This is a genomic window from Pseudomonas sp. (assembly GCF_048265905.1).
Classification (GTDB): domain Bacteria; phylum Pseudomonadota; class Gammaproteobacteria; order Pseudomonadales; family Pseudomonadaceae; genus Aquipseudomonas.
This window is the reverse complement of the sequence record NZ_JBLXAP010000001.1, coordinates 287,226-310,256: the sequence shown is the minus strand read 5'-3', so window position 1 is coordinate 310,256 and position 23,031 is coordinate 287,226. Positions and strand designations below refer to the sequence as shown.

The window sequence follows — 23,031 nt, the reverse complement described above, 5'->3', positions numbered from 1 at the left end:
GGGTACTGGGTTAAGAAGGCAGCGGCACAATCACGCAGTGTGCTGTCTCAACAACGCTAGCGTATCGAGGGCAATTTGCCGCTCTTCATTGGTGGGGATTACCAGCACTCGAGTATGGCCCGGAGTATGAATGGGGCCAGCCACGCCTCGAATGCACAAGGCATTGGCTTCGCGGTCAAGTTGCATGTTGAACAGGCTGAGGTGTTGAACTGTTTTGTTACGAATCAGCGGGGAGTTCTCACCGATGCCGCCAGTAAAGACCAAACCATCAAGGCGCGGTAGTGCGCAGCTGATTGATGCGATCGATTTGGCCAGCCGATAACAAAACACTTCAATTGCCAACGTGGCGCCGACGTGACCTTGTTCGCGTGCTTGTTCAAGGGTGCGCATGTCATTCGACAAGCCTGACAAGCCAAGCAAACCGCTGTCTTGATTGAGAGTGCGATCAATTTCATCAAGACTCCAGCCCATGGTTCTGGCGAGGTGGCCGTGCAGATTCGGGTCGACATCGCCACTGCGGGTCCCCATTACCAAGCCTTCCAGTGGGGTTAATCCCATGCTGGTGTCGCGGCTTTGACCATTAACCACGGCACAGGTCGAACAACCGTTGCCCAGGTGAGCGACTAACCAACTGCTGTCGCCGTAAGCAAGGCCACTGAAGGCTGCTGCTTGCGCGCTGACATAGTGATGGCTGGTGCCATGAAAGCCGTAGCGCCGCACGCCGTGTTCACGGTAGAGGGCTTCAGGCAAAGCGTAGCGAAATGCATGTTCCGGTAGGCTTTGGTGGAATGCAGTGTCGAAAACGGCAACCTGAGGTAAATGCTGAAATAATTTTGCTGCGGCCTCAATGCCTTGGACGTTAGCCGGGATGTGCAACGGTGCGAGCGGCTCCAGGGATTTGATTTCCTGCAGCGTTTTGCTGTCAATCAAGGTGGCGGTGGTGAAGTGTTCACCGCCATGCACCACGCGATGACCAATGCCCAGCAGCTTGCCTTGGGCTGCACGCTCTACTAAAGGCAGGAGTTCGGCCAGTGCCTCACGGTGGACGGCATTGCCGATTGGTTTGGAGTCTTTGCTGCCGCGATACTGCCAGTGCAGCGCTGCATCAGCGCTGCCGAGGCGTTCAGCCAAGCCACTAAGGGTGAAGTCGGGCTCGGTCGTATTGACCAAGGCGAACTTGATCGACGAGCTGCCGCAATTAATCACTAATATATTGCTTGCCTGCATTTAGCGTTCCTTAGCATTCTCAGGGCGTTTCTGTATCCGGTTTCGGTGGCGTAGCAGCGGCTGCACACCAGCCACAGTCAAACGGCTGACCCAACTGAGCCCTGCGCAGTTCAGGGCTTTGCACCCATTGACGGTTTTGCCATGGCGGCTCATGGCGCAGATGCTGGGTGTGGCCGCATGACAATATTGCCACCCAGTGACCGTCCTCGTCCTGACGGAAGTCAAGCAAGTACACGGGTATGCTGCCAGTCCGTCCGTCTGGGCCGGGTTCGCTTTCGGGCGAGGCCTTGGTTAAACTTGTCCGTTCTTTATTCATAAGCAAAAGGTCCCGCCCCATGCTGATCGCTGCCAATAAGGCCGTATCCATCGACTATACCCTGACCAACGACGCTGGTGAGGTGATAGATAGTTCCGCTGGCGGCGCACCGCTGGTATACCTGCACGGCGCTGGCAACATCATCGCCGGCCTAGAAAAAGCGCTACTGGACAAAAAAGTTGGCGACGAACTGGACGTTTCGGTTGAGCCAGAAGACGCCTACGGCGAATACAGCGCTGAGTTGCTGGCTACGCTGAATCGCTCGATGTTTGAAGGTGTCGATGAACTGGAAGTGGGCATGCAGTTCCACGCTTCCGGTCCAGACGGCAGCATGCAGATCGTGACAATTCGTGAGCTTGAAGGCGACGACGTTATTGTCGACGGCAACCATCCTCTGGCTGGTCAGCGTCTGAACTTCAAAGTGAAGATCGTTGACATTCGCGACGCCAGCGAAGAAGAAGTTGCTCACGGCCACGTGCACGGCGAAGGCGGTCACCAGCATTAATTGCTGCGTGCCGTTTGATCACACAAAACGACTTATGGTCCTGTTATAAGTGTGACTGGCTGCTAAGCTAGAAGTGAGTAAGAAAGGGCGCCTCAAGGGCGCCTTTTTTGTCCCATGTGGAATTTGCTGTGAGCTCAAGGAGCAAGCCATGAGTGCCTTTCACGATTTAACTTTGCGGGCTTTAGACGGCCAGGAATTGCCGTTAGCACCGTTTAAGGGCAAGGTCGTTCTGGTGGTGAACGTGGCTTCCAAATGCGGTTTGACCCCGCAATATGCTGGCCTCGAGAAGCTCTACCAGGAATATCGCGATCACGGTTTCAGTGTGCTGGGTTTGCCATGCAACCAGTTCGCCGGGCAAGAGCCAGACAGTGAAGAGGCGATCAAAGAGTTCTGCACTGCCAATTATGGAGTGAGCTTTCCACTCGCCAGCAAGATTGAGGTTAACGGTGCAGAGCGTCATCCTTTATACCGTTTGCTAGCAGGCGAGGGCGCCGAATTTCCTGGGGATATCACCTGGAACTTCGAGAAATTCCTGGTCGGCCCTGATGGCCGTGTGTTAGCGCGGTTTTCGCCACGCATGACGCCGGAAGATCCTGCATTGATTCACGCGATTGAAAGCAGTGTGGGTATCACTGAGCAAGCCATAGGCGCCAAGTAATTGGCATGATTTGCAATCATGCTTGTCTAGGCAAGTGCATCTCATGCTGCTGACTGTCGGCAAGCAAGGTGAGAAGGGTGTTTATAACCCGCGCCTGCGTTTCCTCGCGGAGCAGCATGTCACGTGGCTGTGAACCCGCGTTCAGTGATGTTTTTACCTTAATCACTGCTATCAATAGTGCTGGGCATAGTGCTTGCTCAGCTCTATTGTCGCGTTCAAATCATTGATGCATTCACTTGGTGGTGGGCGCCTGCCTTATCGAGTGTCGCTGACCAAATGTCGGTCTTGCATTGATAATTACCGAAATTGAATTCGCTGCGCCCGATCACTCCGTCGAGTTCGATCAAGGCGTGCTGCTGGAGAAGTTATGACTGCACAAGCTCTGTTTCAGCCGTTTAACTTGGGTAGCCTGACGTTGCCGAGTCGCGTTGTGATGGCGCCGATGACCCGTTCATTCTCGCCGGGTGGTGTGCCTAACAACGACGTTATCGAGTATTACCGGCGCCGTGCTGCGGGCGGTGTCGGTTTGATCATTACCGAGGGCACCACCGTTGATCACAAGGCTGCCAATGGTTACCCGAATGTGCCGCGTTTCTATGGTGAAGACGCGCTGGCGGGCTGGCAGAAAGTGGTTGAAGCAGTCCATGCCGAAGGCGGTAAGATCGTTCCGCAGTTGTGGCACGTAGGCAACGTGCGCAAACTCGGTACTGAGCCTGATGCGAGTGTGCCGGGCTATGGCCCGTGCGAGAAAGTAAAGAACGGTGAAGTGGTTGTCCACGGCATGAGCCACGACGACATCCGCGAAGTCATTGCTGCATTTGCCCAAGCGGCGGCGGACGCTAAGCGCATCGGAATGGATGGGGTCGAATTGCACGGCGCCCATGGCTATCTGATAGATCAATTCTTTTGGCAAGGCAGCAACCAGCGCACCGATGAGTACGGCGGTGACCTCGCTCAGCGTTCACGCTTTGCGATTGAGTTGATTCAGGCCGTGCGCGCTGCTGTGGGTGCTGATTTCCCAATCATCTTGCGGTTCTCGCAGTGGAAACAGCAAGACTACAGCGCGCGCTTGGTAGAAACTCCGCAAGCACTTGAAGCGTTTCTCAAACCGCTGTCAGAAGCTGGCGTGGATATCTTCCATTGTTCGACTCGACGCTTCTGGGAGCCTGAGTTTGAAGGCTCAGAGTTGAACCTGGCAGGCTGGACACGCAAATTGATCGGCAAACCGACCATCACCGTCGGCAGCGTTGGTCTTGATGGCGAGTTTTTGCAGTTTATGGTCAACACTGACAAGGTCGCGCAGCCAGCCAAGCTTGAAGGGCTGCTTGAGCGCTTGAATAATCAGGAGTTCGATCTGGTTGCAGTCGGTCGTGCACTGCTTGTCGACCCTGACTGGTCGTTGAAAGTCCGTGACGGCCGCGAGGAAGAGATTCTACCGTTCAGTCGCGAAGCTCTGATGAGCCTCGCTTAACCTTTAAAGTTTGCTCAGCCACATACTGGCCGAGCACTTTCCTTAGCCCCGGCACATCGGGGCTTTTTTAGCTCTGCGATTTAAGCTGTTGCCTGCTCTGGCGTCAGGGCTGAGTACGAGCTGTGGGTAAATCTTCTATCGGTGTGAGTGCGTTGCGCAGATGCTGCTCAAACAGGTCGATGATCGTCGCCCAGCCTTGACGGGCAGCGTGTTGTCTGCCGTTGAGCCTAACTCTGCGTAGGCTTTCCGGCGTTTCAAGCAACCAGCAGGCTGCCTCGATAAATCCCTGCTGATCCTGCGGCATTGCCAAGGCGCCATTGTGCCCATGGCGGATATGTTGACTGGCTGCGGCTTGGTCGTAAGCGACTACTCCGAGCCCAGAGGCCAGAGCTTCAAGTAGCACATTGCCGAAGGTCTCGGACAGGCTGGGGAATACGAACAGGTCACCTGAGGCGTAATGCGCTGCCAGTTGTTCACCGCGTTGTACACCACAGAATAGCGCCTCGGGTAGTTGCGCCTGCAGTTCTGCACGTTGCGGCCCGTCGCCGACTAGAATCAGTTTCAGATTGCGCTGCGGATAGCTCTGTTGCAGCGCCTTGAAGGTGTCTATCAGCAATTGCAGATTTTTTTCTGCAGCCAGTCGGCCGACGTGAATCACCGCCGTATCTGACTCACCTAGCCCCCATTGCTGGCGGAGCTCGTTTGAGCGCTTGGACGGATTAAACAATTGACTGTCTACCCCGCGTGACAGCAGTTCAACGCGTTCAAAGCCGCGCCGTTCCAGCTCAATTTTCTGGCTGACACTTGGGGCCAGAGTCATACGTGAGCGGTTATGAAACCAGCGCAGGTAATTGGTGATCAGCCGCGTCAACACGGCGGCGCCATAATGCCCGCTGTATTGTTGGAAGTTGGTATGAAAGCCACTGACCACGGGGATATTCAAGCGTTTGGCTGCGCTCAATGCAGACCAACCGAGCGGGCCTTCTGTGGCGATGTACAACACGTCTGGGCGTTGTTTGCGCCAACGGCTGAGGAGCTTGTGCCGCGCTGTCTGGCCCCACTGCAACCCGGCATAACCAGGCAGCGGCCAGCCGCGCGTGAGCACTAAATGCTCATCGCTCTTGCGTTCGCGGTCGCAGCTTTGCCGTGGCCGAATAAGCTGTAGTTGATGGCCGCGCTCACGCAAGCCATTAACCAATCGCTCAAGGGTATTGGCCACGCCGTTGATTTCAGGCGTGAAGGTTTCAGTAATTAGTGCGATGTACAGTAAAGGTGTGTTCATGACAGCAGTTTCGGCTGCTGTCATGTAGTCAATGTGTCGGATTTATTGCGATATTATGAATGTGCTTGGCTGGGCGCTACCCGAGTATCGCCGCGCTCGCGAACCCAAAACAACGTGGCACCTGCTACGGCCGCAGGCATCATCACCAGGTTAACGCCGGGGATCAGCAGGGCCAGGTAAGTACTTCCTCCAAAACCGAGTGACTGCCAGCGTTTCTCGCGCAACCAGGCGAGCATGTCCTGCCAGCTCATCTTGTTGTTGTCCGCCGGGTAGTCAATGTACTGAATTGCCATCATCCATACCCCGAACAATAGCCAGAGCGGTGCGGCAACTAAATTGACCACCGGGATAAACGACAAAACGAACAGGCCAATCGCCCGTGGCAGAAAGTAGCCCAGCTTGCGCATTTCGCGGCTCAGCGTGCGTGGCACCATTGCGGCCAGTTCGCCCCAACTGAATGGTGGGAAGTTGTCTTCACCGCGCACCACGACCTCTACTTTCTCCGCAAGAAAACCGTTGAATGGCGCCGCAATAATATTGGCCAGCATGGTGAAGGTGAAGAAAATCATCAGTAGCACCAAAACCACAAACAGCGGCCAGATTATGTACTCAAGAAAGCTCAGCCAACTTGGCAGATTGGGCATAAATGTATCGACCCAGCCACTGAATTGTTGCGTGGCAAAGCCCACCAGAGCGCCAAACAGCAGCAAGTTGATGGTCAGCGGCAAGAGTACAAACAGGCGCAGACCGGGGCTGAGGACCAGTTTGAGGCCTTCGCTGAGGTATTGTGGGCCAGATAGTACGGGGGCAGGCATAGGAGTTTCCGTGTAAAACAAGTTGTGCAGACCTTACCGACTTTACCGCGCAGGGGAAAGCTTCGGCAGGCGCTAGCCCGCTGTCTTTACACAGTTATAGTCGCGGTCTATGCCGTGAATTGTTAAAGCAAATTTCCATCAATCACGCAGCCCCAGTAATCTTCGCCTCAGTTAAGTTTTGGGGCTACTGCTTTGACCATGACCTTCCCCTAGGTGTCCGAGTAGTCCCGCTTTATTTTGTCAGGCTCAGCGCCTGTGGGAGTCAATTATGTCGGCTACACGTCACGCACGCGTCATTATCCTGGGTTCTGGGCCTGCTGGTTACAGCGCAGCGGTTTACGCAGCTCGGGCTAACCTCAAGCCGCTGCTGATTACCGGTATGCAGGCGGGCGGTCAGCTCACCACCACCACTGAAGTCGATAACTGGCCGGGTGATGTACATGGTCTTACCGGCCCGGCACTGATGCAGCGTATGCAAGAGCACGCCGAGCGTTTTGAAACCGAGATCGTGTTTGACCACATCAATGCGGTTGACCTTGCCGGCAAGCAGTTCACCCTGGTGGGTGACAACGCAACTTACAGCTGTGATGCCTTGATCATTGCCACTGGTGCCAGCGCACGCTATCTGGGCCTGCCGAGTGAAGAGGCATTCATGGGCAAGGGCGTCTCAGCTTGCGCCACCTGTGATGGTTTCTTTTACCGGAACCGTGAAGTTGCGGTGGTTGGTGGTGGTAATACCGCAGTGGAAGAAGCGCTATATTTGGCCAATATTGCCAACAAGGTGACGTTGGTACACCGCCGTGAAACCTTCCGCGCTGAAAAGATTCTGCAAGATAAACTGCAGGCACGAATTGCCGAAGGCAAGATCGAACTCAAACTCAACGCGCAGGTTGAGCAAGTGCTTGGCGATGACATGGGGGTTACCGGTGTGCGTTTGCTCAATAACGACGGTAGCCACGCAGAGTTGAAGGTGGATGGACTATTTGTCGCCATTGGGCACACCCCAAATACCTCGTTGTTCGAGGGCCAGCTTGAGCTAAAAGATGGCTATTTGGTGGTTCAGAGCGGTCGTGAAGGGAATGCCACTGCGACCAGCGTGCCCGGAGTGTTTGCAGCGGGTGATGTGGCAGACCATATCTACCGTCAGGCGATTACCTCGGCAGGCGCCGGTTGCATGGCTGCGTTGGATGTTGAACGCTACCTTGATGGCCTTTGATTACTAAGTCAGCTAACAAAAAGCCCTGCATTGTGCGGGGCTTTTTGTTGAGTTAAATCCGGTATTTACAGCGAACGGCTAAGCGGTTGTTGCGCAAACTCAACAGCGCTTAAACCATGCACCATCAAAGCACGGATGTTGGCGTGGTCTGAACCTTCCGGCGTTGCCAAAACACTGCGGTAGTGTTCGCCAAAGCAGCGCAGCGCTTCGTCATCGCTCAGTTGTTCGAGTAATGCCAAACCTAAAGTTTTGCACGATCCCTCGTTTTGCCCCGCTGCGTTTTCAACGCCACCATTGCTGAAAGCGCTGGGCTGGTAATGATAGTGGCTGGCAATAAATGACAGGGTCTCGGCAAAGTTGAAGGTGTCGCTATTCAGGCGTGTACGAAATTCTTGCAGGGCACTCATGCAACCTATCCTTTGCTGTTTTGCTTGTTCAGGGCAGCCAATTGTTCGGCTGTGGCTTCTTGCTGGTATTTGGCTTTCCAGTCGGCGTACGGCATGCCGTAAACCTCTTCGCGCGCTTGATCAGGGGTAATAGCAATCCCGTTTTCATCTGCGGCAGCTTTGAACCACTTGGACAAACAGTTCCGGCAGAATCCGGCCAGGTTCATCATGTCGATGTTTTGTACATCAGGACGGCTGCGTAGATGTTGTACCAAGCTACGGAAAGCAGCAGCTTCGAGTTCGAGACGTTCTTGATCAGTCATGGCAGTGCTCCGGGCGGGCAGGGCAGGAATGGGCCGATAATAAAAGGCTAATAGCCGGGCGGCAATCCTTGCTCGGTGGTCGTCGCGCTATGCCCGCCATGTGGCGTAGCGCAACACCATCATTTATTCGCTTAGCGATGACCGGCAAGCGTGATCGATACTGACTCGGCAAAGCGCAGGGCATGAGGCTTGTCGACTTCTACTTCAGCGTAGCGCACCGCCTCGTTGCGCATCACCAAATCGAGAATTTCCTGGGTCAGGCGTTCGAGCAAGGCAAAGCGATTGTCTTCAACATGCTGGATGATCGCCTTGGTGATGGTGCGGTAATTCAGTGCGTGATCGATATCGTTATCACGTACTGCCTCTACTGCCGGGTAGAGAATTGTCAGGTTGATCAACACATCTTGTTTGTTGTTAATCTCTTCTTCTTTGATCCCGATAAAGGTGCGCAGGCGTAGATCCTTGACGCGAATCCGCGCCATCCCGGGTTCCAGTCGCGGCATAGTTACTTACTCCGTCCAATCAATTGCAGAAATTCGTGGCGGGTATTGTACGACTCACGAAACGCCCCAAGCATGACAGAAGTACTCATTACTGAGTTCTGCTTTTCGACACCGCGCATCATCATGCACATGTGCTGGGCTTCAATGACAACCGCAACCCCCGCGGCTTGTGTGACGGCCTGTATCGCTTCGGCAATTTGTCGAGTCAGGTTTTCTTGAATTTGCAGGCGGCGCGCATACATATCGACTATTCGAGCTATTTTCGACAGGCCCAGCACTTTGCCGGTCGGAATATAGGCAACATGCGCCTTGCCAATAAAGGGCAGCAAGTGGTGCTCGCACAAGGAGTAGAGTTCGATATCCTTGACGATGACCACCTCATCACTCTCGCTGGCAAAGAGTGCGCCATTAACCACTTCTTCGAGGTTTGTCGTGTAGCCGTGACACAGGTATTGCATGGCTTTGGCAGCGCGTTTTGGCGTGTCGAGCAAGCCTTCTCGGTCGGGGTTCTCACCCACGCCGATCAATATCTGACGATACTGATCGGACAGTTGATCGTTCATTCAAGAGTCCTCAAGGCTCGCCTCATTTCAGGTGACGGCCGCCATTTACGGTAAGGGTGGTGCCCGTGGTGTACGGCGAATCGAGTAAGTAGCGGATAGCTTGGTAGATCACATCGGGGCCGGGCTCTATACCCAGTGCCGACTTGTTCAGCGCTTTGCTGCGGTAAGCCGGATCATCACCCGCATTGAACATGATCAGCGCCGGGGCAATGCTGTTGACCTTGATCTGCGGGGCGTATTTGGCGGCAAAGGATAGGCTCAGGCTTTCAAGGCCCGCCTTGCTGGCGCAATAGGCGATATGTTTGGCGCTGCCTTTGCGTGCCACATCATCGGTGATATGGATGATATCGGCGCAGGATGATTGCTCCAGCAGCGCGGCACAGTGCAGGTTGATGAGATAAGGCGCCAACATGTGCACATTGGCCATTTGCTGAAATGTCTCGGCTTCATGGCTTGGCTGCTCAGCCAGCCAGCTCGAGGCATTATGAATGATTGCTCGCAGGCTCTGTACTTGGCTTTTAAGTGCGTCGATAAACTCGAGGATACCGGCCTCTGAACTGAAATCGGCGAGTATTGCCAAGGCACCCTGCGCGCGCAGGTGGTCAATGCTTTTGCGCTCAGTACGGTAGGTGACAATTACCGGCTGGCCCTCGTCGAGCAGGCGTTGGGCGCAGTGCAGGCCAATGCGTTGACTGGCGCCAGTAATCAAAATCGGGGCGAGGTCGGCACTCATGGTTCACTCAGGTTAAAGGTTAAGGTGGTTCAGTCACCTGAAGCTGGGCATCTGGCCCGTAATGCGAACTCCGGACGAACCGTGCCTAACGCTATACCAGCAGTTGTACTTGTACAACCAGGCAGGCTTATGTGTGAACTGTAGATCAGCGGCTCAGCTCTGCGTTGGTAGATCGTCGAGTTGAGAAAGGTGAGTGTTGAACACAGACGGTTGATGACCTGCCGTGCAGCAGGTCATCATTTAGTCGCTTACTTTGACTCGTCCAAAAAGCTTACCAGCGGCTTGATGAAACGATCGAAAGCTTCGATGTGCGGCATATGACCGACGTTATCGAGCTCCACTAATGTTGCGTCGGGAATCGCTTTGGCCGTCTGTTTGCCCAGTTGGTCATAGCGGCCGAGTGAGGCTTTCACTTCGCCGCTGACGCGGTCCTTGCCAAGTGCAGAACGATCACGCGTGCCAATGATCAGCAAGGTCGGCATGCTCACTTGGCCAAACTCGTATACCACCGGTTGAGTGAAGATCATGTCTGCGGTCAGCGCCGCATTCCAGGCGAAGCGCGGGTAGTCTTTATCACTGGTGATGCCTGCAAGAAGATTGACCCATTCGTCATAGCCCGCTTGCCACTTGTTATCGTAATAGCTTGTGAGCTGGTATTGCTTGACCTGCTCGTAGCTGGTTGCAAGGGTCGATTTATAGATGGCATCGACTGAGGCGTAAGGGACTTTGGTTTTCCAGTCTTCAAGGCCAATCGGGTTGACCAGAATCAGCTGTTGCGTGAAGTCACTGAACATCAGGCTGAAGCGAGTCGCGAGCATTCCGCCCATGGAATGCCCCAGTATGCTGGCTTTTTCGACGCCCAAAGAGTCGAGCAGTTGCTTGGTGTTATTCGCCAGTTGCTGAAAGCTGTATTGGTAGGCGATGGGTTTGGTCGATTTGCCGAAGCTGATCTGGTCCGGTGCGATTACTCGATAGCCAGCGTTTGTCAGCACTTTGATGGTGTTACGCCAATAGGCACTGTTGAAGTTTTTACCGTGCATCAGCACGATGTTTTTACCGTTACTTTTGCCTTCTGCAGGCGGGACGTCCATGTAAGCCATTTTCAGCGGCTTATTGGAACCTGCGTGTTGTTGGCTGCTGAGTTCAAAGAAGCTGACGGGGTAGGGATATTGGTAGTTAGTCAGGTCTATATCGTAAGCCGGTGGCGCTACTGTTGTTGACGCCGTTTTTGCCGGCTCGCTTGCGGTTGCTGCATTGGCGGGTAACGAGGCCAGGCTCAGGCTGAGAACAGCCGCAGCAGTGGTCATTAAATTGCTTGAGAAGTAGCGGGTCATATAGAAACAGTCCATTTACGCGGAATGATCAGCTCACGGCTGCAAGGCGGAGCTATGAATAGGGTTCTACGTTGCTGGCAGAGCCGCCTGCCGACAAATCTGTAGGCAATATGTAAGCGACTTCACAGCAGTCTATAGGACCCTTCCGAGGTGCTTGCATGGATTTTGTAACCCCAAACTACTGACGCCGGTCACAGCACTTCGCCCTTTAGCTCATGACTCAAACCATTGAGCTAAAGGTGTCGGCCGGTTTTGGGGTGTCGTTTCCAGATCGCGTTTCGGGTTATCTAGAGCTTGCTGTTCCAAGGGTGCGCAGCGGGGGTGATCTACGGTTATGCAGCCACGGCGCGAGCAGGCGAGTCGAAAGCGGGATAAACAAATACGTCATCAGCGGTGTTAGCGCCAAGGTCGAGAGCAGCACTCGGCTAAGCAAGGAAAAGTCGTTTAGCCAGCCACCGAACAGCAGGTTGAAACCCAGTGATACTGGAAAGAATGCCAGCCATATGGCCACGCTTTGTTTCCAGCGAGGTGGCTGGCGGTGAGCCGCACCAAACCAGGAGTCGATGCCGACTGCGCGCTGCTCTTGTGGTTGGGCAAACAGACCGGCGCCGCGTGCAAGCCAAGCGGTACGTGAAGCGGAATGCTCCCATGACGCCAGAGTTTGTTCGTCAGCGAAACGGAAAATAATCTGGAACTCATCGCCAGAAGGCGGCGGAGCCAACACGCCAGAGCCCAAGTAGCCGGGAAAGTCGGTGGCCAGGTGTTCGCCTTCATGTAACCAGGCGATAAGGTCGTGATAGCGCCCGCTGGCAACGCGGCGAGCCACCATCAAGGTGACAGGTTGTGCAGACATTGTGTATCTCCATTAAGCCGGGCCGGCATTCAGGGTATGAGTGCAGGCAATACGTCGCTCGGGATAGTGAGCAACGCAAAATATAAGCAAGGATTATTCCGATTTTTAAGAAATTAGCCAGAGCGGGCTTCGCAGCCAGTATCGCTAGAGTTGTCAGTTAGCGTCTTGCACCGCCTAGGTGCAGTAGGCAGGCTAAGTGGAGCGTATCAGGCAGCAAGTCTGATAACTCAGATGAGTTACACTATCGGCACTCTCTTTTGCCGAACCCGCTGCTATGTCAGATCCCGTTGGTGCATTGTCTTTGAACTCCAGTGCTCTAAAACAGGAAGAGCTGTTTCCTATTCGTGAAGTTTCGCGTTTAACCGGCGTCAATTCAGTCACATTACGTGCCTGGGAAAGACGCTACGGGCTTCTTCAGCCGACGCGTACTGAAAGTGGGCACCGATTGTATTCGCAGGCTGATATTGAATCTGTACGCAGTATTCTGGCCTGGACTGAACGTGGTGTAACTGTCAGTAAGGTCGGCAAGATTCTCGCCAAGAGCAGCTCGGCCAAAGCGGCCAGTGCACCCGTGTACGAGGTGGCCACTGCGTCAGAGTGGCAGCAGTGGCAAGCGCAGATTCGTGCCGCTGTTGGTTGCTTTGATGACTTGCAACTGGATCGTCTGTACGGCCAGGTATTTGCCAGTTATCCATTGCCCGTGGTGTTTCAGGATGTCCTGATGCCACTGTGGCAAGACTTGCTTATGGGGCATGGTGATGTCAGCCAAGCCAGTGAGTGGCTATTCTATGATGGCTTCTTGCGTGGTCGTGTACTGCAGCGTTTGCATGCAATGCGCAGTCAAACCGAAGAACGCGTGCTATTAGCGGCGTTACCCGGCCATTGTCGTGAGCTTGAATTACTGGTGGCGGGTTTGTTACTGAGTGACTCCAGCGCTGCAGTCACTGTATTGGGCGTGGGGCAGCCTCTTGCGGAGTTGGCTTACCTATGTGAACGGATCAAACCCTTGGGGCTGGTGTTGTTTTCCAACCAGCCACCCAGCGAACAGCTGCCACAGACACTCAAGCGTCTGGAACTGGCCGTTGATTGCCCGGTTGCTCTGACGGGAGCTTGTGCTGATCTGATAGAGGATGCGCTGAGTGGTTCAGCGATTGCCTGTCTGGGGAGTGAGGGGCGTTTGATGTCGCGGCGCTTGCAACAGTTTCTGGCGGGGCATCTGGATACTTAGCCAGGCAATCGCGGCTGCTTATTCCGGGTGTGCGTGTGGGTAAAGGGCACGGTGCTGCAGATAAAGAAACTGCTGCAAGCGTTCGCTACTGAGGCTATCCATTGGCTCCAGTTGATAAGCAAGGAGGCTTTTGGTCGCTCTGCGCACGAATCGGCCTTTGATCGAGATCGGTTTTTGCCCACCAAGCGGTAGTAACAAATTGAATTGAGTGGGAGCTTTGCGGTTTGCTAGCGGTTCAATAAGCAAGCCATTGAGCGACAGTTCATGTACCAGCAGGCCGGTTGCACTGCCATTGCGGTTGCGCAGTTCAAGTGGTGTCTTTAGATGCAAGCGCCAAGCGCGCCTGTCAGTTCCGGACTCATCGAATATTTGCGGGGTGCCAAGTTCAAGGTGCTGGTTGTGCTGAGCATCTTCGGAGACAAACGGGGTAAAGATCATTCGCTGGTTAGCAAAACGGGCGTCAATGGTCAGCTTTTCAACGTTCGCGTAATTGCTAAGCAGGTCTTTTAGTGACTCTTCGAGGTCAATTTGAACAGACAAAGCTCCAGGCTGCTTGTTTGCAGGTCGGTTATACAGGTGCTGGATAAACTCCAGCTCATCTTCTGTAAGCAGTACTGGATCTTGCATATTGAACTCTACGCGAAGCGTTGTTGATCAATGTAAGACAATGGATAGCAGCTTTAGTTTTACGCTTAAATTAGGTAAAACTGTCCGTTAGTCGGGTTTTAAGCAGTGCCACTTCAGCCTCTAGTTGTTTGACGCGCTCCTGCGTATGCAACTGCAAGGCAATCTCGTCCTGAATACCCTGACAGAAAACAGGGTTCCCACTTCGAGTGTAGACAGGGAAAGTTGATTGCACATTGCCGTGGAGATTAACAATTCGCACGTCAATGCTGATGCTCTCAAGGTTTGCATAACTGCCGAGCAGGTCATTCAATGAGTCTTCGAGATCATTCTGGACAGGCAAGGCCCCGTGCTGCTCATTCTCGGGTTGGTTATAAAGCTGCTGTATAAATGCTAGCTCTTCATCCGTGAGCAGTGCCGGTTCTTCCATGATGAACTCTTACGTCGATATTTAACCTTCAGAGAAAAACCAAACCTAGTATTCAAGCATCAGGATTGCGGTCCGCTAGTTGGGTTTTGAGTCGTGCAACTTCGTCTTCCAACTGCTTGATTCGTTCCTGTGCTTGCACATGCTCTGTAACGTTTTTCTGGATACCAATAAAGTAGACGAGGTTATCACTTTCGTTATAAATCGGCGTAATTGATAGCTCGTTCCAGAATGGAGAGCCGTCCTTTCGGAAGTTTCTTATGACTTGGCGGCAATGTTCACCGTTTTTCAGGGCTTCCCGGATGATTTGAAGTCCTGGTTGGCCACGATCGTCAGCCTGCAGGAATCGACAGTCCTGGTACAGAATCTCTTCCTTGGTGTAGCCGGTTAGCGCTTCAAAAGCCGAGTTGGCGTAGATCAGGATATTGTCATCACCTTCTTGTTCGGCGACCACAATTCCATCGTTTGAGGCGTCAACCACCAGCTGTAGCAGTTTTGCGCTGATCATGCACTGAATTCCAAGTCTAGGTTAAGGCATTCTAAAACATCCGAAGAGGCTGTCCAGTTACGGCATAATAGCTGCTGAATTGGACAGTTTTTGGAGCAGGTTTTATGAAAGTCGCGATCTTTTCTGGCTCGGTTTATGGCACAGCCGAAGAAGTTGCTCGTCATGTGCGGGAGCTGTTAAAAGCAGCCGGGTTTGAGACCTTCTATGATCCTCGCGCGAGTTTGTCCGATGTTCAGGCGTTCGCCCCAGAGGCCTTTTTAGCCGTGACCTCAACCACCGGCATGGGCGAGCTACCGGATAACCTGCAGCCGCTGTATTACGCTATTCGTGATCACCTGCCTGCTTGGAGCGGACTGCCCGGCGGTGTTATCGCGCTGGGTGATTCCAGTTATGGCGATACCTTCTGTGGTGGTGGTGAACTGGTACGCGAGTTATACGCTGAGCTAGGGATTCGTGAGGTTCAGGACATGCTGCGCCTTGATTCCAGTGAAAGCGTAACTCCGGAAACTGATGCCGAGCCTTGGGTTGCCAGCTTTATTGCGGCGCTCAAAGCCTGAGTGATCTGAGGATGAGGATATTCAGCGTCTGAATGTCAGCTGTAAATACGCCGTGGTGTCTCGCTGGGACACTAAGCTGGCTGCCAGAGCGACTAGGCAAGGACTAAGCACTCGCTAGACTCAATACACGTCATAACAATAAGTGTAGAGGTGTCGAGGATGAGTGCTGCCCAAGAACTGACCTGCGTAAGTCTCAAAGATCAGGTATCTGCTGCCGAGTGGCAAACCCGTGTTGATCTGGCCGCTTGCTATCGATTGATTGCGATGCACGGTTGGGATGACCTGATCTTTACCCATATCTCTGCGAAAATCCCCGGCGTTGATGAGTTCCTGATCAATCCATTCGGTTTAATGTTCCATGAAATTACCGCTTCCAGCCTGGTTAAGATCGACCTCGCGGGTAAAAAGCTGATGGACAGTCCGTATGAGATCAACCCGGCGGGCTACACCATCCACAGCGCAGTGCATGAGGTTCGCCACGATGTTGCTTGTGTCGTCCATATCCATACGGCGGCGGGTATTGCCGTTTCGGCGCAGAAACAGGGTTTGTTACCGCTTTCGCAACAGTCATTGTTTGTACTTTCCAGCTTGGCCTATCACGGTTACGAAGGCGTGGCACTGAACCATGATGAGAAGGCGCGTTTGCAGGCAGACTTGGGCGACAAGAACTTCATGATCTTGCCCAACCACGGATTATTGACTGCCTCATCGAGTATCGCCGACACCTTTCTGATGATGTTCACTTTGCAGCGTGCGTGCGAGGTTCAAGTCATGGCGCAGAGCGGCGGAGCTGAATTGATTCACATCCCGCAGCAAATTCTCGATGGCGCCAAAGCCATGGTTGCCGGTGTGATGAAAAGCCCGCAGGGCATGGGCGGTTCCTTGGCTTGGCCGGCTTTGCTGCGTAAGCTCGACCAGCAAATGCCAGGTTACGCCAGCTAATGGCACTGCCAGGCATCCCGCTGGCGCAGTGGCGTGCGAAAAGTCAGCGTTTTAACTTCAACGGCCATGAGATTCATTACTGGACCGCAGGCGCCGCCGACTCTCCGCCGCTGTTGCTTATTCACGGCTTCCCGACGGCTAGCTGGGATTGGCATTATCTTTGGCAGCCATTGGCGCAGCACTACCGGCTGATTGCATGTGACATGCTCGGCTTTGGCTATTCGGCGAAACCGACTGGGCACGATTACAGCTTGCTTGAACAGGCGGATTTGCAGCAGGCGTTACTGGCCCAGCTCAAGGTTTCAGGCGCAGTGCATGTGCTGGCCCATGATTATGGTGACAGCGTCGCTCAGGAATTACTGGCACGTCATCAAGAGGGGCTATTCAAACTGGCGAGTTGCGTGTTCCTCAATGGCGGGTTATTTCCGGAAGCCCATCATCCCGTATTAGTCCAAAAGCTGCTGCTTAGCCCGCTGGGGCCATTCATTGGTCGTTTATTCGGTCGTAAAAAGCTTGAAGCGAATTTCGCTAAAGTGTTCGGCCCCGGTACCTTGCCAGATGCGGCAGAGCTGGATGATTTCTGGGACTTGATTGCGCAAAACAATGGGCCGGCGATTATGCACCGGCTGATTCGCTACATGCCCGAGCGGCGCCAGCACCGCGATCGTTGGGTAACGGCGATGCAGGTCGCGCAGGTGCCGATGCGGGTAATTGACGGGGCTGTCGATCCGATTTCCGGACTGCATATGGTTGAGCGCTATCGGGAATTGATTCCTCGGGCCGACACTGTGCTGCTGGAGGGGATTGGCCATTACCCGCAAACCGAGGCGCCAGAAGCCGTGCTTGAGCATTACTTGGGGTTTCGTCAGCCGCTGGATCAAGCCTCTGCGTCGGTTGCGAATTCGCTGACGCAGTAGCGTGGCCAATTGATCTACATGATCAAGGTCGCGCCAGCTTATCGCTTTGCCTTATCGGGCACTATTCAGACCCGGTTGTCATCGTTGTGACAATCGGGGCACTGCCCGACACTCTGCTCAATCCTAAACACTGCCAGGAGCCTTCTGATGAGTGAAGCCATTCGTTTCCAAGACCAAGTCGTAATTGTTACCGGTGCCGGAGGCGGCTTGGGGCGTGCCCATGCGCTGCTCTTCGCGAAGCATGGCGCCAAAGTTGTAGTTAATGATTTAGGCGGCAGCACCCACGGCGAAGGAGCCAATGCCTCTGCGGCAGACAAAGTGGTCGAAGAAATTCGTGCAACTGGTGGCGTGGCTGTGGCTAATCATGACTCGGTGACAGACGGCGACAAAATCGTTGCGCATGCCTTGGATGCTTTCGGGCACATAGATGTAGTGGTCAATAATGCTGGAATCCTGCGCGACAAGACCTTCCACAAGATGGAACAGGCTGACTGGGATCAGGTGTATCAGGTGCATGTTGAAGGCGCCTACAAGATTACTCGTGCGGCCTGGCCACATATGCGTGAACAAGGTTATGGGCGGGTGATCTTTACATCATCGACTTCCGGCATTTACGGGAACTTTGGTCAGTCAAATTACGGCATGGCCAAGTTGGGCTTGTATGGCCTGACGCGCACTTTGGCGATTGAGGGCCGTAAAAATAATATTCTGATTAACGCAATTGCGCCGACTGGCGGCACGCGTATGACTGAAGGTTTGATCCCGCCACAAGTGTTTGAACAACTCAAGCCTGAATTGGTTAGCCCACTGGTGGTTTACCTGGCCAGCAATAGCTGCGAAGAGACGTCGGGGCTGTTTGAAGTAGGCGGCGGTTGGATCGGTAAAGTGCGTTGGGAACGTAGTCTCGGTGCAGGCTTCGATCCGCGCGAAGGCTTTAGCCCTGAAGATGTTGCCGCACACTGGGCGCAAATCTGCGATTTTGAAAACGCAGCGCACCCAGCCGATAACGTACAGGCGTTGAAAGAAATGATGGCTAACCTGCAAAAATATGCCATCTGATTCGGCCGGTATGCGAGCTGTTACTGGCTACCGTTAGCGTTTTAAAGTGAAGGCCAGCCATGCGCTGGCCTTTTTGTGTCAGCACAGCAGCAGGCACATTTTCTGGAAACGACGCAGCCATGAACATTCTCATCGATAAGGTTGGGCCGATTACAACGTTGACCATCAATCGGGCGCGGCTCTGTAACGCGGTTGACCGACCTACCGCACAAGCGCTGGCGGATGCCTTGCGTGAGTTTGAAGCCGCTGCCAAACGTTTCAAAAGTGGCCATGGGCGTCATGGCAGCAGGATCTAGCTCTTGCTGGGGATGCCGTATTTGCGCAGGCGCACCGCAATCGCGCTGTGCGAAGTTTGCAGCCGGTTAGCCAACTGGCGGGTAGAAGGGTGGCTGTCATAGAATCTTTCGAGCAAGGCTTTTTCAAACCCTGCGACTGCTGACTCCAAGCTTTCAACCGCTTCTTCAGGTGATTGTGCAGCGACTGCTGTGCCAGCAATATCCAGGTCGTCAATCAGCACCAGATTGCTTTCGCTAATAGCGGCAGCGCGGAAAATTACGTTTTGCAGTTGGCGCACGTTGCCTGGCCAGTGATTACCCAGCAGAGCCGGATAAGTGTCAGGTGCCAAACGACACGGCGATCGCTGAATCTGTGCGCAAGCCTGACGCATAAAATGGCGGGCCAGGAGCAAAATATCCTGGCCACGGGCACGCAGCGGCGGAACCTCAAGATTGAGTACGTTGAGACGGTAGTACAGGTCTTCGCGAAAGCTTCCCTCGCTGACCATTTTTTCAAGGTCGCGGTGGGTGGCGCTGAGAATGCGTACATCAACCTTAACTTCCCGCTCGCCGCCAACACGGCGGAATGTGCCGTCGCTGAGAAAGCGCAATAGTTTGGCTTGCAGGTAAGGTGACATTTCACCGATTTCATCAAGAAATACAGTGCCGTGATTGGCCAGCTCTAACAGTCCAGGCTTGCCGCCGCGCTGGGCTCCCGTGAATGCGCCTGGCGCGTAGCCAAACAGCTCGCTTTCGGCGAGGCTCTCCGGTAACGCCGCGCAGTTCAGGGCTAGAAATGGTGCATCGCAACGCGCGCTGCTAGTGTGGCAAGCACGCGCCACCAGTTCCTTGCCGGTTCCGGTTTCGCCCTGAATCAATAAGGGGGCATCGAGCGTTGCAACGCGTAACGCACGGGCCTTCAGCGTGCGAATCGGCACGGAGTCGCCAAGCAGCGAATCAAAGCCTTCAGCGTGATCATGGTGCAACGCCGAGAGGCGAGCGCCAATCCGGCTAGGTTCGTACAGCGTGAGCAATGCTCCCGCGAGCTGCAACTGACCTGCGCCCGCCGTTTCACTTATTGGCATGGCATCCAGCAGCAACGCTTGACCGTTTAGGGTGACTTCGCGCAGTGGCAGGCGAAAGTTCTGTTCCAGCAGCTCATGTTGCAGGGCTGGGTTGGCAAATAGATCGCCAAGAGCCAAGCCTTCTGGCTCTTGTTCACAGAGGGCAATCAAGGCAGGGTTGGCCAGCAATACGCGGCCTTGACTGTCGACCGCCAGCACCGGATCGCTCATTGCTGCAAGCAAGGCATCAAGCTGCAAGCGGCGACGTTGGCCGGGGAGAATATCGACGATGGTAACCGCCTGCACTCCGTGAACCTTGAACAAGGCCTCGCGCAACTCATCGAGTACTTCGGGGCTCAATGTCGGTGCGTCGATATAAACGTTGGGCGGCACCATCTCGACCGCATCCAGATTTAGATTGCGCCCACCCAACAGTGCCAGCACTTCCTGGGTGATACCTACGCGGTCGATGAAGGTGACATGGATACGCATGCGGTCAACTAAAACTGGGGACAATAGCTAAGTATGCCCGGTCTGCGCGCTGACGTTAACTGTTGCTGTTATCAGGTTGTTCTGGTGAGAGAAAAAACAATCATTACTTTAAGCGTAATGATTCCATCGTCTAGTTGATTGATAGCCGTCGGCTTGCGCTCCTAATGTGGCACCACGACAGCGCACTACGTGGAGTCAGCATGACAACAATAATATCCCCGCCGCCGAACTGGTCACGTCGCCGGACTGAGAAACAGCGCCGCCTTGAGACAGTCCGTGCACTCGCCGACGGTGTGGTTTTGCCCAGCGATAAAATCGTTGCCGCGCTTGAAGCTTTGATTGCCCCGGGCGATCGCGTGGTGCTTGAAGGCAATAACCAGAAACAGGCCGATTTCCTCTCTCGCTCCTTGGCGAAAGCCAGCCCCGAGCGCCTGCATGACCTGCATATGATTATGCCGAGCGTGAGCCGCGCGGAGCACCTTGATTTATTCGAGCGTGGCATTGCGCGCAAACTGGATTTTTCCTTTGCGGGCCCACAAAGCCTGCGCATCAGCCAATTACTCGAAGATGGTCTGCTCGAAGTCGGTGCGATTCACACCTATATCGAACTCTATTCGCGACTGCTGGTTGACCTGATCCCCAACGTTGCGCTGGTTGCCGGGTTCAAGGCAGATCGTGCCGGTAACATCTACACCGGGCCAAGCACCGAAGACACGCCTGCGCTGGTTGAGCCGACTGCGTTCAGCGATGGCATTGTGATCGTGCAGGTCAATGAGCTGGTTGATGATGTCAGCGAACTGCCGCGCGTTGATATTCCGGGGTCGTGGGTCGACTTTGTGGTGGTGGCTGACAAACCGTTCTATATCGAGCCGCTGTTCACCCGTGACCCACGCCACATCAAGCCGGTGCATGTATTGATGGCGATGATGGCGATTCGCGGCATCTACGAAAAACACAACGTGCAGTCGCTAAACCACGGCATTGGTTTTAACACTGCTGCCATCGAGCTTATTTTGCCAACCTACGGTGAAAAGCTCGGCCTCAAAGGCAAGATTTGCCGCAACTGGACGCTCAACCCACACCCAACGTTAATCCCGGCGATCGAGACCGGTTGGGTCGAAAGCGTGCATTGCTTTGGCACCGAGTTGGGCATGGAAAACTACATCGCCATGCGCCCCGATGTGTTCTTCACCGGGCGAGACGGCTCGATGCGTTCAAACCGGATGATGTGCCAGTTGGCCGGGCAATACGCGGTCGACCTGTTTATTGGCGCCACCTTGCAAGTCGATGGCGACGGTCACTCATCAACCGTTACCCGAGGTCGTCTTGCAGGTTTTGGTGGTGCGCCAAATATGGGGCACGACCCACGCGGGCGACGCCATGCAACCCCAGCTTGGCTAGATATGTGCTCCGACACCGGTGCTCCGGTGACCATGCTTGAACGCGGTAAAAAGCTGGTGGTGCAGATGGTTGAAACCTTCCAGGAAGGCGGCAAACCGACCTTCGTCGAGACTTTAGATGCGGTTGAAGTGGCGCGTAAAAGCGGCATGCCATTAGCGCCGATCATGATTTATGGCGATGACGTGACGCACCTGCTGACCGAGGAAGGTATCGCCTACTTATATAAGGCGCGCTCACTTGAAGAGCGCCAGGCGATGATCGCCGCAGTGGCTGGGGTTACCAGTATTGGGTTGCGCCATGATCCTAAAGATACCTTGCGCATGCGTCAGGAAGGCTTGATTGCTCTGCCTGAAGACTTGGGCATTCGCCGCGCAGACGCCAGCCGTGAGTTGCTCGCAGCCAAGAGTATCGCTGAATTGGTTGAGTGGTCAGGCGGTTTGTACAACCCGCCCGCTAAATTCAGGAGCTGGTGATGACTGCTTTATACGTTAAACAGCCGCGCCTGAGTGTTGCTGAATACCTGGCTGATCTAGCTGTCGATGTGTTGATCGATGAAGCTGATTTGTCACCCAAGCCGGGGCTGGTTGATCGTCGCGACAATGGCGCCCATGACGATTTGCACTTGGGCTTGATGCATTCTTCTGCGTTGTCGTTGTGGCCTGCCTTTAAGCAAATGGCTGAGGCCGCAAGCCAGCAAACTGAGATTAATCAGGCGTTGCGAGAGGCGCTGGGTCGCATCGGTCGTGAAGGCGAGGTTGAAATGCTGCGCGTTACTGGCGGCGTCAATACGCACCGGGGCGCAATCTGGGCACTGGGCTTATTGTGCGCAGCCGCAGCGCTGGATGGTCAAGCGCTGAGTGCCGGTGAAGTCACCTTGCGCGCCGCGCGAATTGCCATGCTCAACGACCGGGCCATGCCCGTCATGGCCGAAAGCCACGGCCAGCAAGTTTGCCGAACCTTCGGCTTGCCCGGTGCCCGAGAACAAGCTCAATTGGGTTTTCCGGCGATCACTCAGCATGGGCTGCCACAGTTGCTGCGCAGCCGTTCAACGCAGGCGGGCGAGCAGAATGCACGGCTGGATGCGTTGCTGGCGATCATGAGTCAACTAACTGATACCTGTGTGCTCTATCGCGCCGGTCTGACTGGTCTCGATTGCATGCAGAACGGAGCACGAGCGGTGCTAGAGGCAGGCGGTTGCGCCAGTCTCGATGGCCGTCGGTTGCTGCGTAATCTCGATAACGACATGTTGAGGCTACGTGCCTCACCCGGCGGGGCTGCTGATTTACTCGCCGCGACTTTATTTCTCGACCGCCTTGCGCCTGCCTTGCACGCGCCGATAGGGAGTGTCTGAT

General features: G+C 54.5%; 26 protein-coding genes and 1 pseudogene. 12 read left to right on the top strand and 15 right to left on the bottom strand.

Annotation, left to right across the window (positions count from 1 at the left end; translation table 11 throughout):
* Window positions 1-30: 30 nt before the first annotated feature.
* Window positions 31-1,227 carry an acetate kinase gene (locus ACN0UH_RS01485; RefSeq protein ID WP_417660388.1) on the bottom strand — a complete coding sequence of 399 codons (1,197 nt, stop codon included), beginning with the start codon at window positions 1,225-1,227 and terminating at the stop codon, window positions 31-33.
* Between the two features lie 19 nt (window positions 1,228-1,246).
* The gene (locus ACN0UH_RS01480) at window positions 1,247-1,594 is read right to left on the bottom strand and encodes a DUF3565 domain-containing protein (protein ID WP_417660387.1); all 348 of its coding nucleotides are present in this window, start codon (window positions 1,592-1,594) and stop codon (window positions 1,247-1,249) included.
* Between ACN0UH_RS01480 and ACN0UH_RS01475 the strand changes: the two genes are divergently transcribed.
* The 3 genes from ACN0UH_RS01475 to ACN0UH_RS01465 all read left to right on the top strand — a co-directional run bounded on the left by ACN0UH_RS01475 (window position 1,563) and on the right by ACN0UH_RS01465 (window position 4,177).
* Entirely contained in the window at window positions 1,563-2,048 is a 486-nt protein-coding gene (locus ACN0UH_RS01475) for an FKBP-type peptidyl-prolyl cis-trans isomerase (RefSeq protein WP_087517954.1), read from the top strand. The genes ACN0UH_RS01480 and ACN0UH_RS01475 overlap by 32 nt on opposite strands.
* Window positions 2,049-2,196: 148 nt before the next feature.
* Window positions 2,197-2,706, top strand: coding sequence for a glutathione peroxidase (locus tag ACN0UH_RS01470; RefSeq protein ID WP_087517953.1), 510 nt, complete (start codon window positions 2,197-2,199; stop codon window positions 2,704-2,706).
* A gap of 367 nt (window positions 2,707-3,073) precedes the next feature.
* On the top strand, window positions 3,074-4,177 hold the full coding sequence (locus ACN0UH_RS01465) for an NADH:flavin oxidoreductase (protein WP_417660386.1): 1,104 nt from the start codon (window positions 3,074-3,076) through the stop codon (window positions 4,175-4,177).
* 103 nt (window positions 4,178-4,280) lie between these two features.
* Here the strand turns inward: ACN0UH_RS01465 and ACN0UH_RS01460 are convergent, their stop codons facing one another.
* On the bottom strand, window positions 4,281-5,483 hold the full coding sequence (locus ACN0UH_RS01460; RefSeq protein WP_417660385.1) for a glycosyltransferase family 4 protein: 1,203 nt from the start codon (window positions 5,481-5,483) through the stop codon (window positions 4,281-4,283).
* 29 nt (window positions 5,484-5,512) lie between these two features.
* The gene (gene cysZ / locus ACN0UH_RS01455; protein WP_417660384.1) at window positions 5,513-6,274 is read right to left on the bottom strand and encodes a sulfate transporter CysZ; all 762 of its coding nucleotides are present in this window, start codon (window positions 6,272-6,274) and stop codon (window positions 5,513-5,515) included.
* A 268-nt stretch (window positions 6,275-6,542) separates the two neighbouring features.
* Between cysZ and trxB the strand changes: the two genes are divergently transcribed.
* A complete protein-coding gene (gene trxB / locus ACN0UH_RS01450) occupies window positions 6,543-7,490 on the top strand; it encodes a thioredoxin-disulfide reductase (RefSeq protein ID WP_417660383.1) in 948 nt (315 codons plus the stop codon).
* Window positions 7,491-7,555: 65 nt separating this feature from the next.
* Here the strand turns inward: trxB and ACN0UH_RS01445 are convergent, their stop codons facing one another.
* From ACN0UH_RS01445 to ACN0UH_RS01415, 7 genes are all read right to left on the bottom strand, one after another.
* Window positions 7,556-7,897, bottom strand: coding sequence for a HopJ type III effector protein (locus ACN0UH_RS01445; protein ID WP_417660382.1), 342 nt, complete (start codon window positions 7,895-7,897; stop codon window positions 7,556-7,558).
* A gap of 5 nt (window positions 7,898-7,902) precedes the next feature.
* Window positions 7,903-8,199 carry a DUF1244 domain-containing protein gene (locus ACN0UH_RS01440; protein ID WP_417660381.1) on the bottom strand — a complete coding sequence of 99 codons (297 nt, stop codon included), beginning with the start codon at window positions 8,197-8,199 and terminating at the stop codon, window positions 7,903-7,905.
* Between the two features lie 131 nt (window positions 8,200-8,330).
* On the bottom strand, window positions 8,331-8,702 hold the full coding sequence (gene folX / locus ACN0UH_RS01435; protein ID WP_010486395.1) for a dihydroneopterin triphosphate 2'-epimerase: 372 nt from the start codon (window positions 8,700-8,702) through the stop codon (window positions 8,331-8,333).
* 2 nt (window positions 8,703-8,704) lie between these two features.
* The gene (gene folE / locus ACN0UH_RS01430) at window positions 8,705-9,265 is read right to left on the bottom strand and encodes a GTP cyclohydrolase I FolE (protein WP_417660380.1); all 561 of its coding nucleotides are present in this window, start codon (window positions 9,263-9,265) and stop codon (window positions 8,705-8,707) included.
* Window positions 9,266-9,287: 22 nt separating this feature from the next.
* Entirely contained in the window at window positions 9,288-9,998 is a 711-nt protein-coding gene (gene folM / locus ACN0UH_RS01425) for a dihydromonapterin reductase (RefSeq protein WP_417660379.1), read from the bottom strand.
* A 248-nt stretch (window positions 9,999-10,246) separates the two neighbouring features.
* Entirely contained in the window at window positions 10,247-11,332 is a 1,086-nt protein-coding gene (locus ACN0UH_RS01420) for an alpha/beta fold hydrolase (RefSeq protein ID WP_417660378.1), read from the bottom strand.
* A gap of 283 nt (window positions 11,333-11,615) precedes the next feature.
* Window positions 11,616-12,185 (bottom strand): antibiotic biosynthesis monooxygenase, encoded by a 570-nt coding sequence (locus ACN0UH_RS01415; RefSeq protein WP_417660377.1) that lies wholly within the window; start codon window positions 12,183-12,185, stop codon window positions 11,616-11,618.
* 274 nt (window positions 12,186-12,459) lie between these two features.
* On the opposite strand from ACN0UH_RS01415, the gene ACN0UH_RS01410 reads away from it, so the two are divergent.
* Complete coding sequence (locus tag ACN0UH_RS01410; RefSeq protein WP_417660375.1) at window positions 12,460-13,413, top strand: MerR family transcriptional regulator; 954 nt, start codon at window positions 12,460-12,462, stop codon at window positions 13,411-13,413.
* 18 nt (window positions 13,414-13,431) lie between these two features.
* Here ACN0UH_RS01410 and ACN0UH_RS01405 read toward each other — a convergent pair whose 3' ends face one another.
* From ACN0UH_RS01405 to ACN0UH_RS01395, 3 genes are all read right to left on the bottom strand, one after another.
* Window positions 13,432-14,040 (bottom strand): PilZ domain-containing protein, encoded by a 609-nt coding sequence (locus tag ACN0UH_RS01405; protein ID WP_417660374.1) that lies wholly within the window; start codon window positions 14,038-14,040, stop codon window positions 13,432-13,434.
* 70 nt (window positions 14,041-14,110) lie between these two features.
* Window positions 14,111-14,467 carry a hypothetical protein gene (locus ACN0UH_RS01400; RefSeq protein ID WP_417660373.1) on the bottom strand — a complete coding sequence of 119 codons (357 nt, stop codon included), beginning with the start codon at window positions 14,465-14,467 and terminating at the stop codon, window positions 14,111-14,113.
* 52 nt (window positions 14,468-14,519) lie between these two features.
* Complete coding sequence (locus tag ACN0UH_RS01395; protein ID WP_417660372.1) at window positions 14,520-14,972, bottom strand: PAS domain-containing protein; 453 nt, start codon at window positions 14,970-14,972, stop codon at window positions 14,520-14,522.
* Window positions 14,973-15,076: 104 nt separating this feature from the next.
* On the opposite strand from ACN0UH_RS01395, the gene ACN0UH_RS01390 reads away from it, so the two are divergent.
* The 5 genes and pseudogenes from ACN0UH_RS01390 to ACN0UH_RS01370 all read left to right on the top strand — a co-directional run.
* Window positions 15,077-15,529 (top strand): flavodoxin, encoded by a 453-nt coding sequence (locus tag ACN0UH_RS01390; RefSeq protein WP_417660371.1) that lies wholly within the window; start codon window positions 15,077-15,079, stop codon window positions 15,527-15,529.
* A gap of 159 nt (window positions 15,530-15,688) precedes the next feature.
* Window positions 15,689-16,471, top strand: a complete 783-nt coding sequence (locus ACN0UH_RS01385; RefSeq protein ID WP_417660370.1) for a class II aldolase/adducin family protein — start codon at window positions 15,689-15,691, stop codon at window positions 16,469-16,471.
* Window positions 16,471-17,388 carry an alpha/beta fold hydrolase gene (locus ACN0UH_RS01380; protein WP_417660369.1) on the top strand — a complete coding sequence of 306 codons (918 nt, stop codon included), beginning with the start codon at window positions 16,471-16,473 and terminating at the stop codon, window positions 17,386-17,388. Before ACN0UH_RS01385 ends, ACN0UH_RS01380 begins: the two co-directional genes overlap by 1 nt.
* A 147-nt stretch (window positions 17,389-17,535) precedes the next feature.
* Window positions 17,536-18,447, top strand: coding sequence for an SDR family oxidoreductase (locus ACN0UH_RS01375; protein ID WP_417660368.1), 912 nt, complete (start codon window positions 17,536-17,538; stop codon window positions 18,445-18,447).
* 119 nt (window positions 18,448-18,566) lie between these two features.
* Window positions 18,567-18,692: pseudogene (locus ACN0UH_RS01370) on the top strand (enoyl-CoA hydratase); the annotation flags it as partial.
* Between the two features lie 47 nt (window positions 18,693-18,739).
* Here ACN0UH_RS01370 and ACN0UH_RS01365 read toward each other — a convergent pair.
* Window positions 18,740-20,278: a sigma-54-dependent transcriptional regulator gene (locus ACN0UH_RS01365; RefSeq protein WP_417660367.1), complete on the bottom strand. Its 1,539-nt coding sequence runs from the start codon at window positions 20,276-20,278 to the stop codon at window positions 18,740-18,742.
* Window positions 20,279-20,478: 200 nt separating this feature from the next.
* Between ACN0UH_RS01365 and mdcA the strand changes: the two genes are divergently transcribed.
* Both mdcA and ACN0UH_RS01355 read left to right on the top strand, forming a co-directional pair.
* Entirely contained in the window at window positions 20,479-22,152 is a 1,674-nt protein-coding gene (mdcA, locus tag ACN0UH_RS01360; RefSeq protein ID WP_417660366.1) for a malonate decarboxylase subunit alpha, read from the top strand.
* On the top strand, window positions 22,152-23,030 hold the full coding sequence (locus ACN0UH_RS01355; RefSeq protein ID WP_417660365.1) for a triphosphoribosyl-dephospho-CoA synthase: 879 nt from the start codon (window positions 22,152-22,154) through the stop codon (window positions 23,028-23,030). Before mdcA ends, ACN0UH_RS01355 begins: the two co-directional genes overlap by 1 nt.
* Window position 23,031 lies beyond the last annotated feature (1 nt).

Bases quoted from the DNA above. Each gene is read 5' to 3' on its own strand.
- ACN0UH_RS01465 (WP_417660386.1), top strand. From the start codon at position 3,074: ATGACTGCACAAGCTCTGTTTCAGCCGTTTAACTTGGGTAGCCTGACG.
- ACN0UH_RS01410 (WP_417660375.1), top strand. From the start codon at position 12,460: ATGTCAGATCCCGTTGGTGCATTGTCTTTGAACTCCAGTGCTCTAAAA.
- ACN0UH_RS01440 (WP_417660381.1), bottom strand. From the start codon at position 8,199: ATGACTGATCAAGAACGTCTCGAACTCGAAGCTGCTGCTTTCCGTAGC.
- ACN0UH_RS01385 (WP_417660370.1), top strand. From the start codon at position 15,689: ATGAGTGCTGCCCAAGAACTGACCTGCGTAAGTCTCAAAGATCAGGTA.
- ACN0UH_RS01355 (WP_417660365.1), top strand. From the start codon at position 22,152: ATGACTGCTTTATACGTTAAACAGCCGCGCCTGAGTGTTGCTGAATAC.
- ACN0UH_RS01405 (WP_417660374.1), bottom strand. From the start codon at position 14,040: ATGCAAGATCCAGTACTGCTTACAGAAGATGAGCTGGAGTTTATCCAG.
- ACN0UH_RS01475 (WP_087517954.1), top strand. From the start codon at position 1,563: ATGCTGATCGCTGCCAATAAGGCCGTATCCATCGACTATACCCTGACC.
- mdcA (WP_417660366.1), top strand. From the start codon at position 20,479: ATGACAACAATAATATCCCCGCCGCCGAACTGGTCACGTCGCCGGACT.
- ACN0UH_RS01415 (WP_417660377.1), bottom strand. From the start codon at position 12,185: ATGTCTGCACAACCTGTCACCTTGATGGTGGCTCGCCGCGTTGCCAGC.
- cysZ (WP_417660384.1), bottom strand. From the start codon at position 6,274: ATGCCTGCCCCCGTACTATCTGGCCCACAATACCTCAGCGAAGGCCTC.
- ACN0UH_RS01380 (WP_417660369.1), top strand. From the start codon at position 16,471: ATGGCACTGCCAGGCATCCCGCTGGCGCAGTGGCGTGCGAAAAGTCAG.
- ACN0UH_RS01485 (WP_417660388.1), bottom strand. From the start codon at position 1,227: ATGCAGGCAAGCAATATATTAGTGATTAATTGCGGCAGCTCGTCGATC.
- trxB (WP_417660383.1), top strand. From the start codon at position 6,543: ATGTCGGCTACACGTCACGCACGCGTCATTATCCTGGGTTCTGGGCCT.
- folM (WP_417660379.1), bottom strand. From the start codon at position 9,998: ATGAGTGCCGACCTCGCCCCGATTTTGATTACTGGCGCCAGTCAACGC.
- ACN0UH_RS01365 (WP_417660367.1), bottom strand. From the start codon at position 20,278: ATGCGTATCCATGTCACCTTCATCGACCGCGTAGGTATCACCCAGGAA.
- ACN0UH_RS01460 (WP_417660385.1), bottom strand. From the start codon at position 5,483: ATGACAGCAGCCGAAACTGCTGTCATGAACACACCTTTACTGTACATC.
- folX (WP_010486395.1), bottom strand. From the start codon at position 8,702: ATGCCGCGACTGGAACCCGGGATGGCGCGGATTCGCGTCAAGGATCTA.
- ACN0UH_RS01390 (WP_417660371.1), top strand. From the start codon at position 15,077: ATGAAAGTCGCGATCTTTTCTGGCTCGGTTTATGGCACAGCCGAAGAA.
- ACN0UH_RS01480 (WP_417660387.1), bottom strand. From the start codon at position 1,594: ATGGATACGGCCTTATTGGCAGCGATCAGCATGGGGCGGGACCTTTTG.
- ACN0UH_RS01470 (WP_087517953.1), top strand. From the start codon at position 2,197: ATGAGTGCCTTTCACGATTTAACTTTGCGGGCTTTAGACGGCCAGGAA.
- folE (WP_417660380.1), bottom strand. From the start codon at position 9,265: ATGAACGATCAACTGTCCGATCAGTATCGTCAGATATTGATCGGCGTG.
- ACN0UH_RS01445 (WP_417660382.1), bottom strand. From the start codon at position 7,897: ATGAGTGCCCTGCAAGAATTTCGTACACGCCTGAATAGCGACACCTTC.
- ACN0UH_RS01400 (WP_417660373.1), bottom strand. From the start codon at position 14,467: ATGGAAGAACCGGCACTGCTCACGGATGAAGAGCTAGCATTTATACAG.
- ACN0UH_RS01420 (WP_417660378.1), bottom strand. From the start codon at position 11,332: ATGACCCGCTACTTCTCAAGCAATTTAATGACCACTGCTGCGGCTGTT.
- ACN0UH_RS01375 (WP_417660368.1), top strand. From the start codon at position 17,536: ATGAGTGAAGCCATTCGTTTCCAAGACCAAGTCGTAATTGTTACCGGT.
- ACN0UH_RS01395 (WP_417660372.1), bottom strand. From the start codon at position 14,972: ATGATCAGCGCAAAACTGCTACAGCTGGTGGTTGACGCCTCAAACGAT.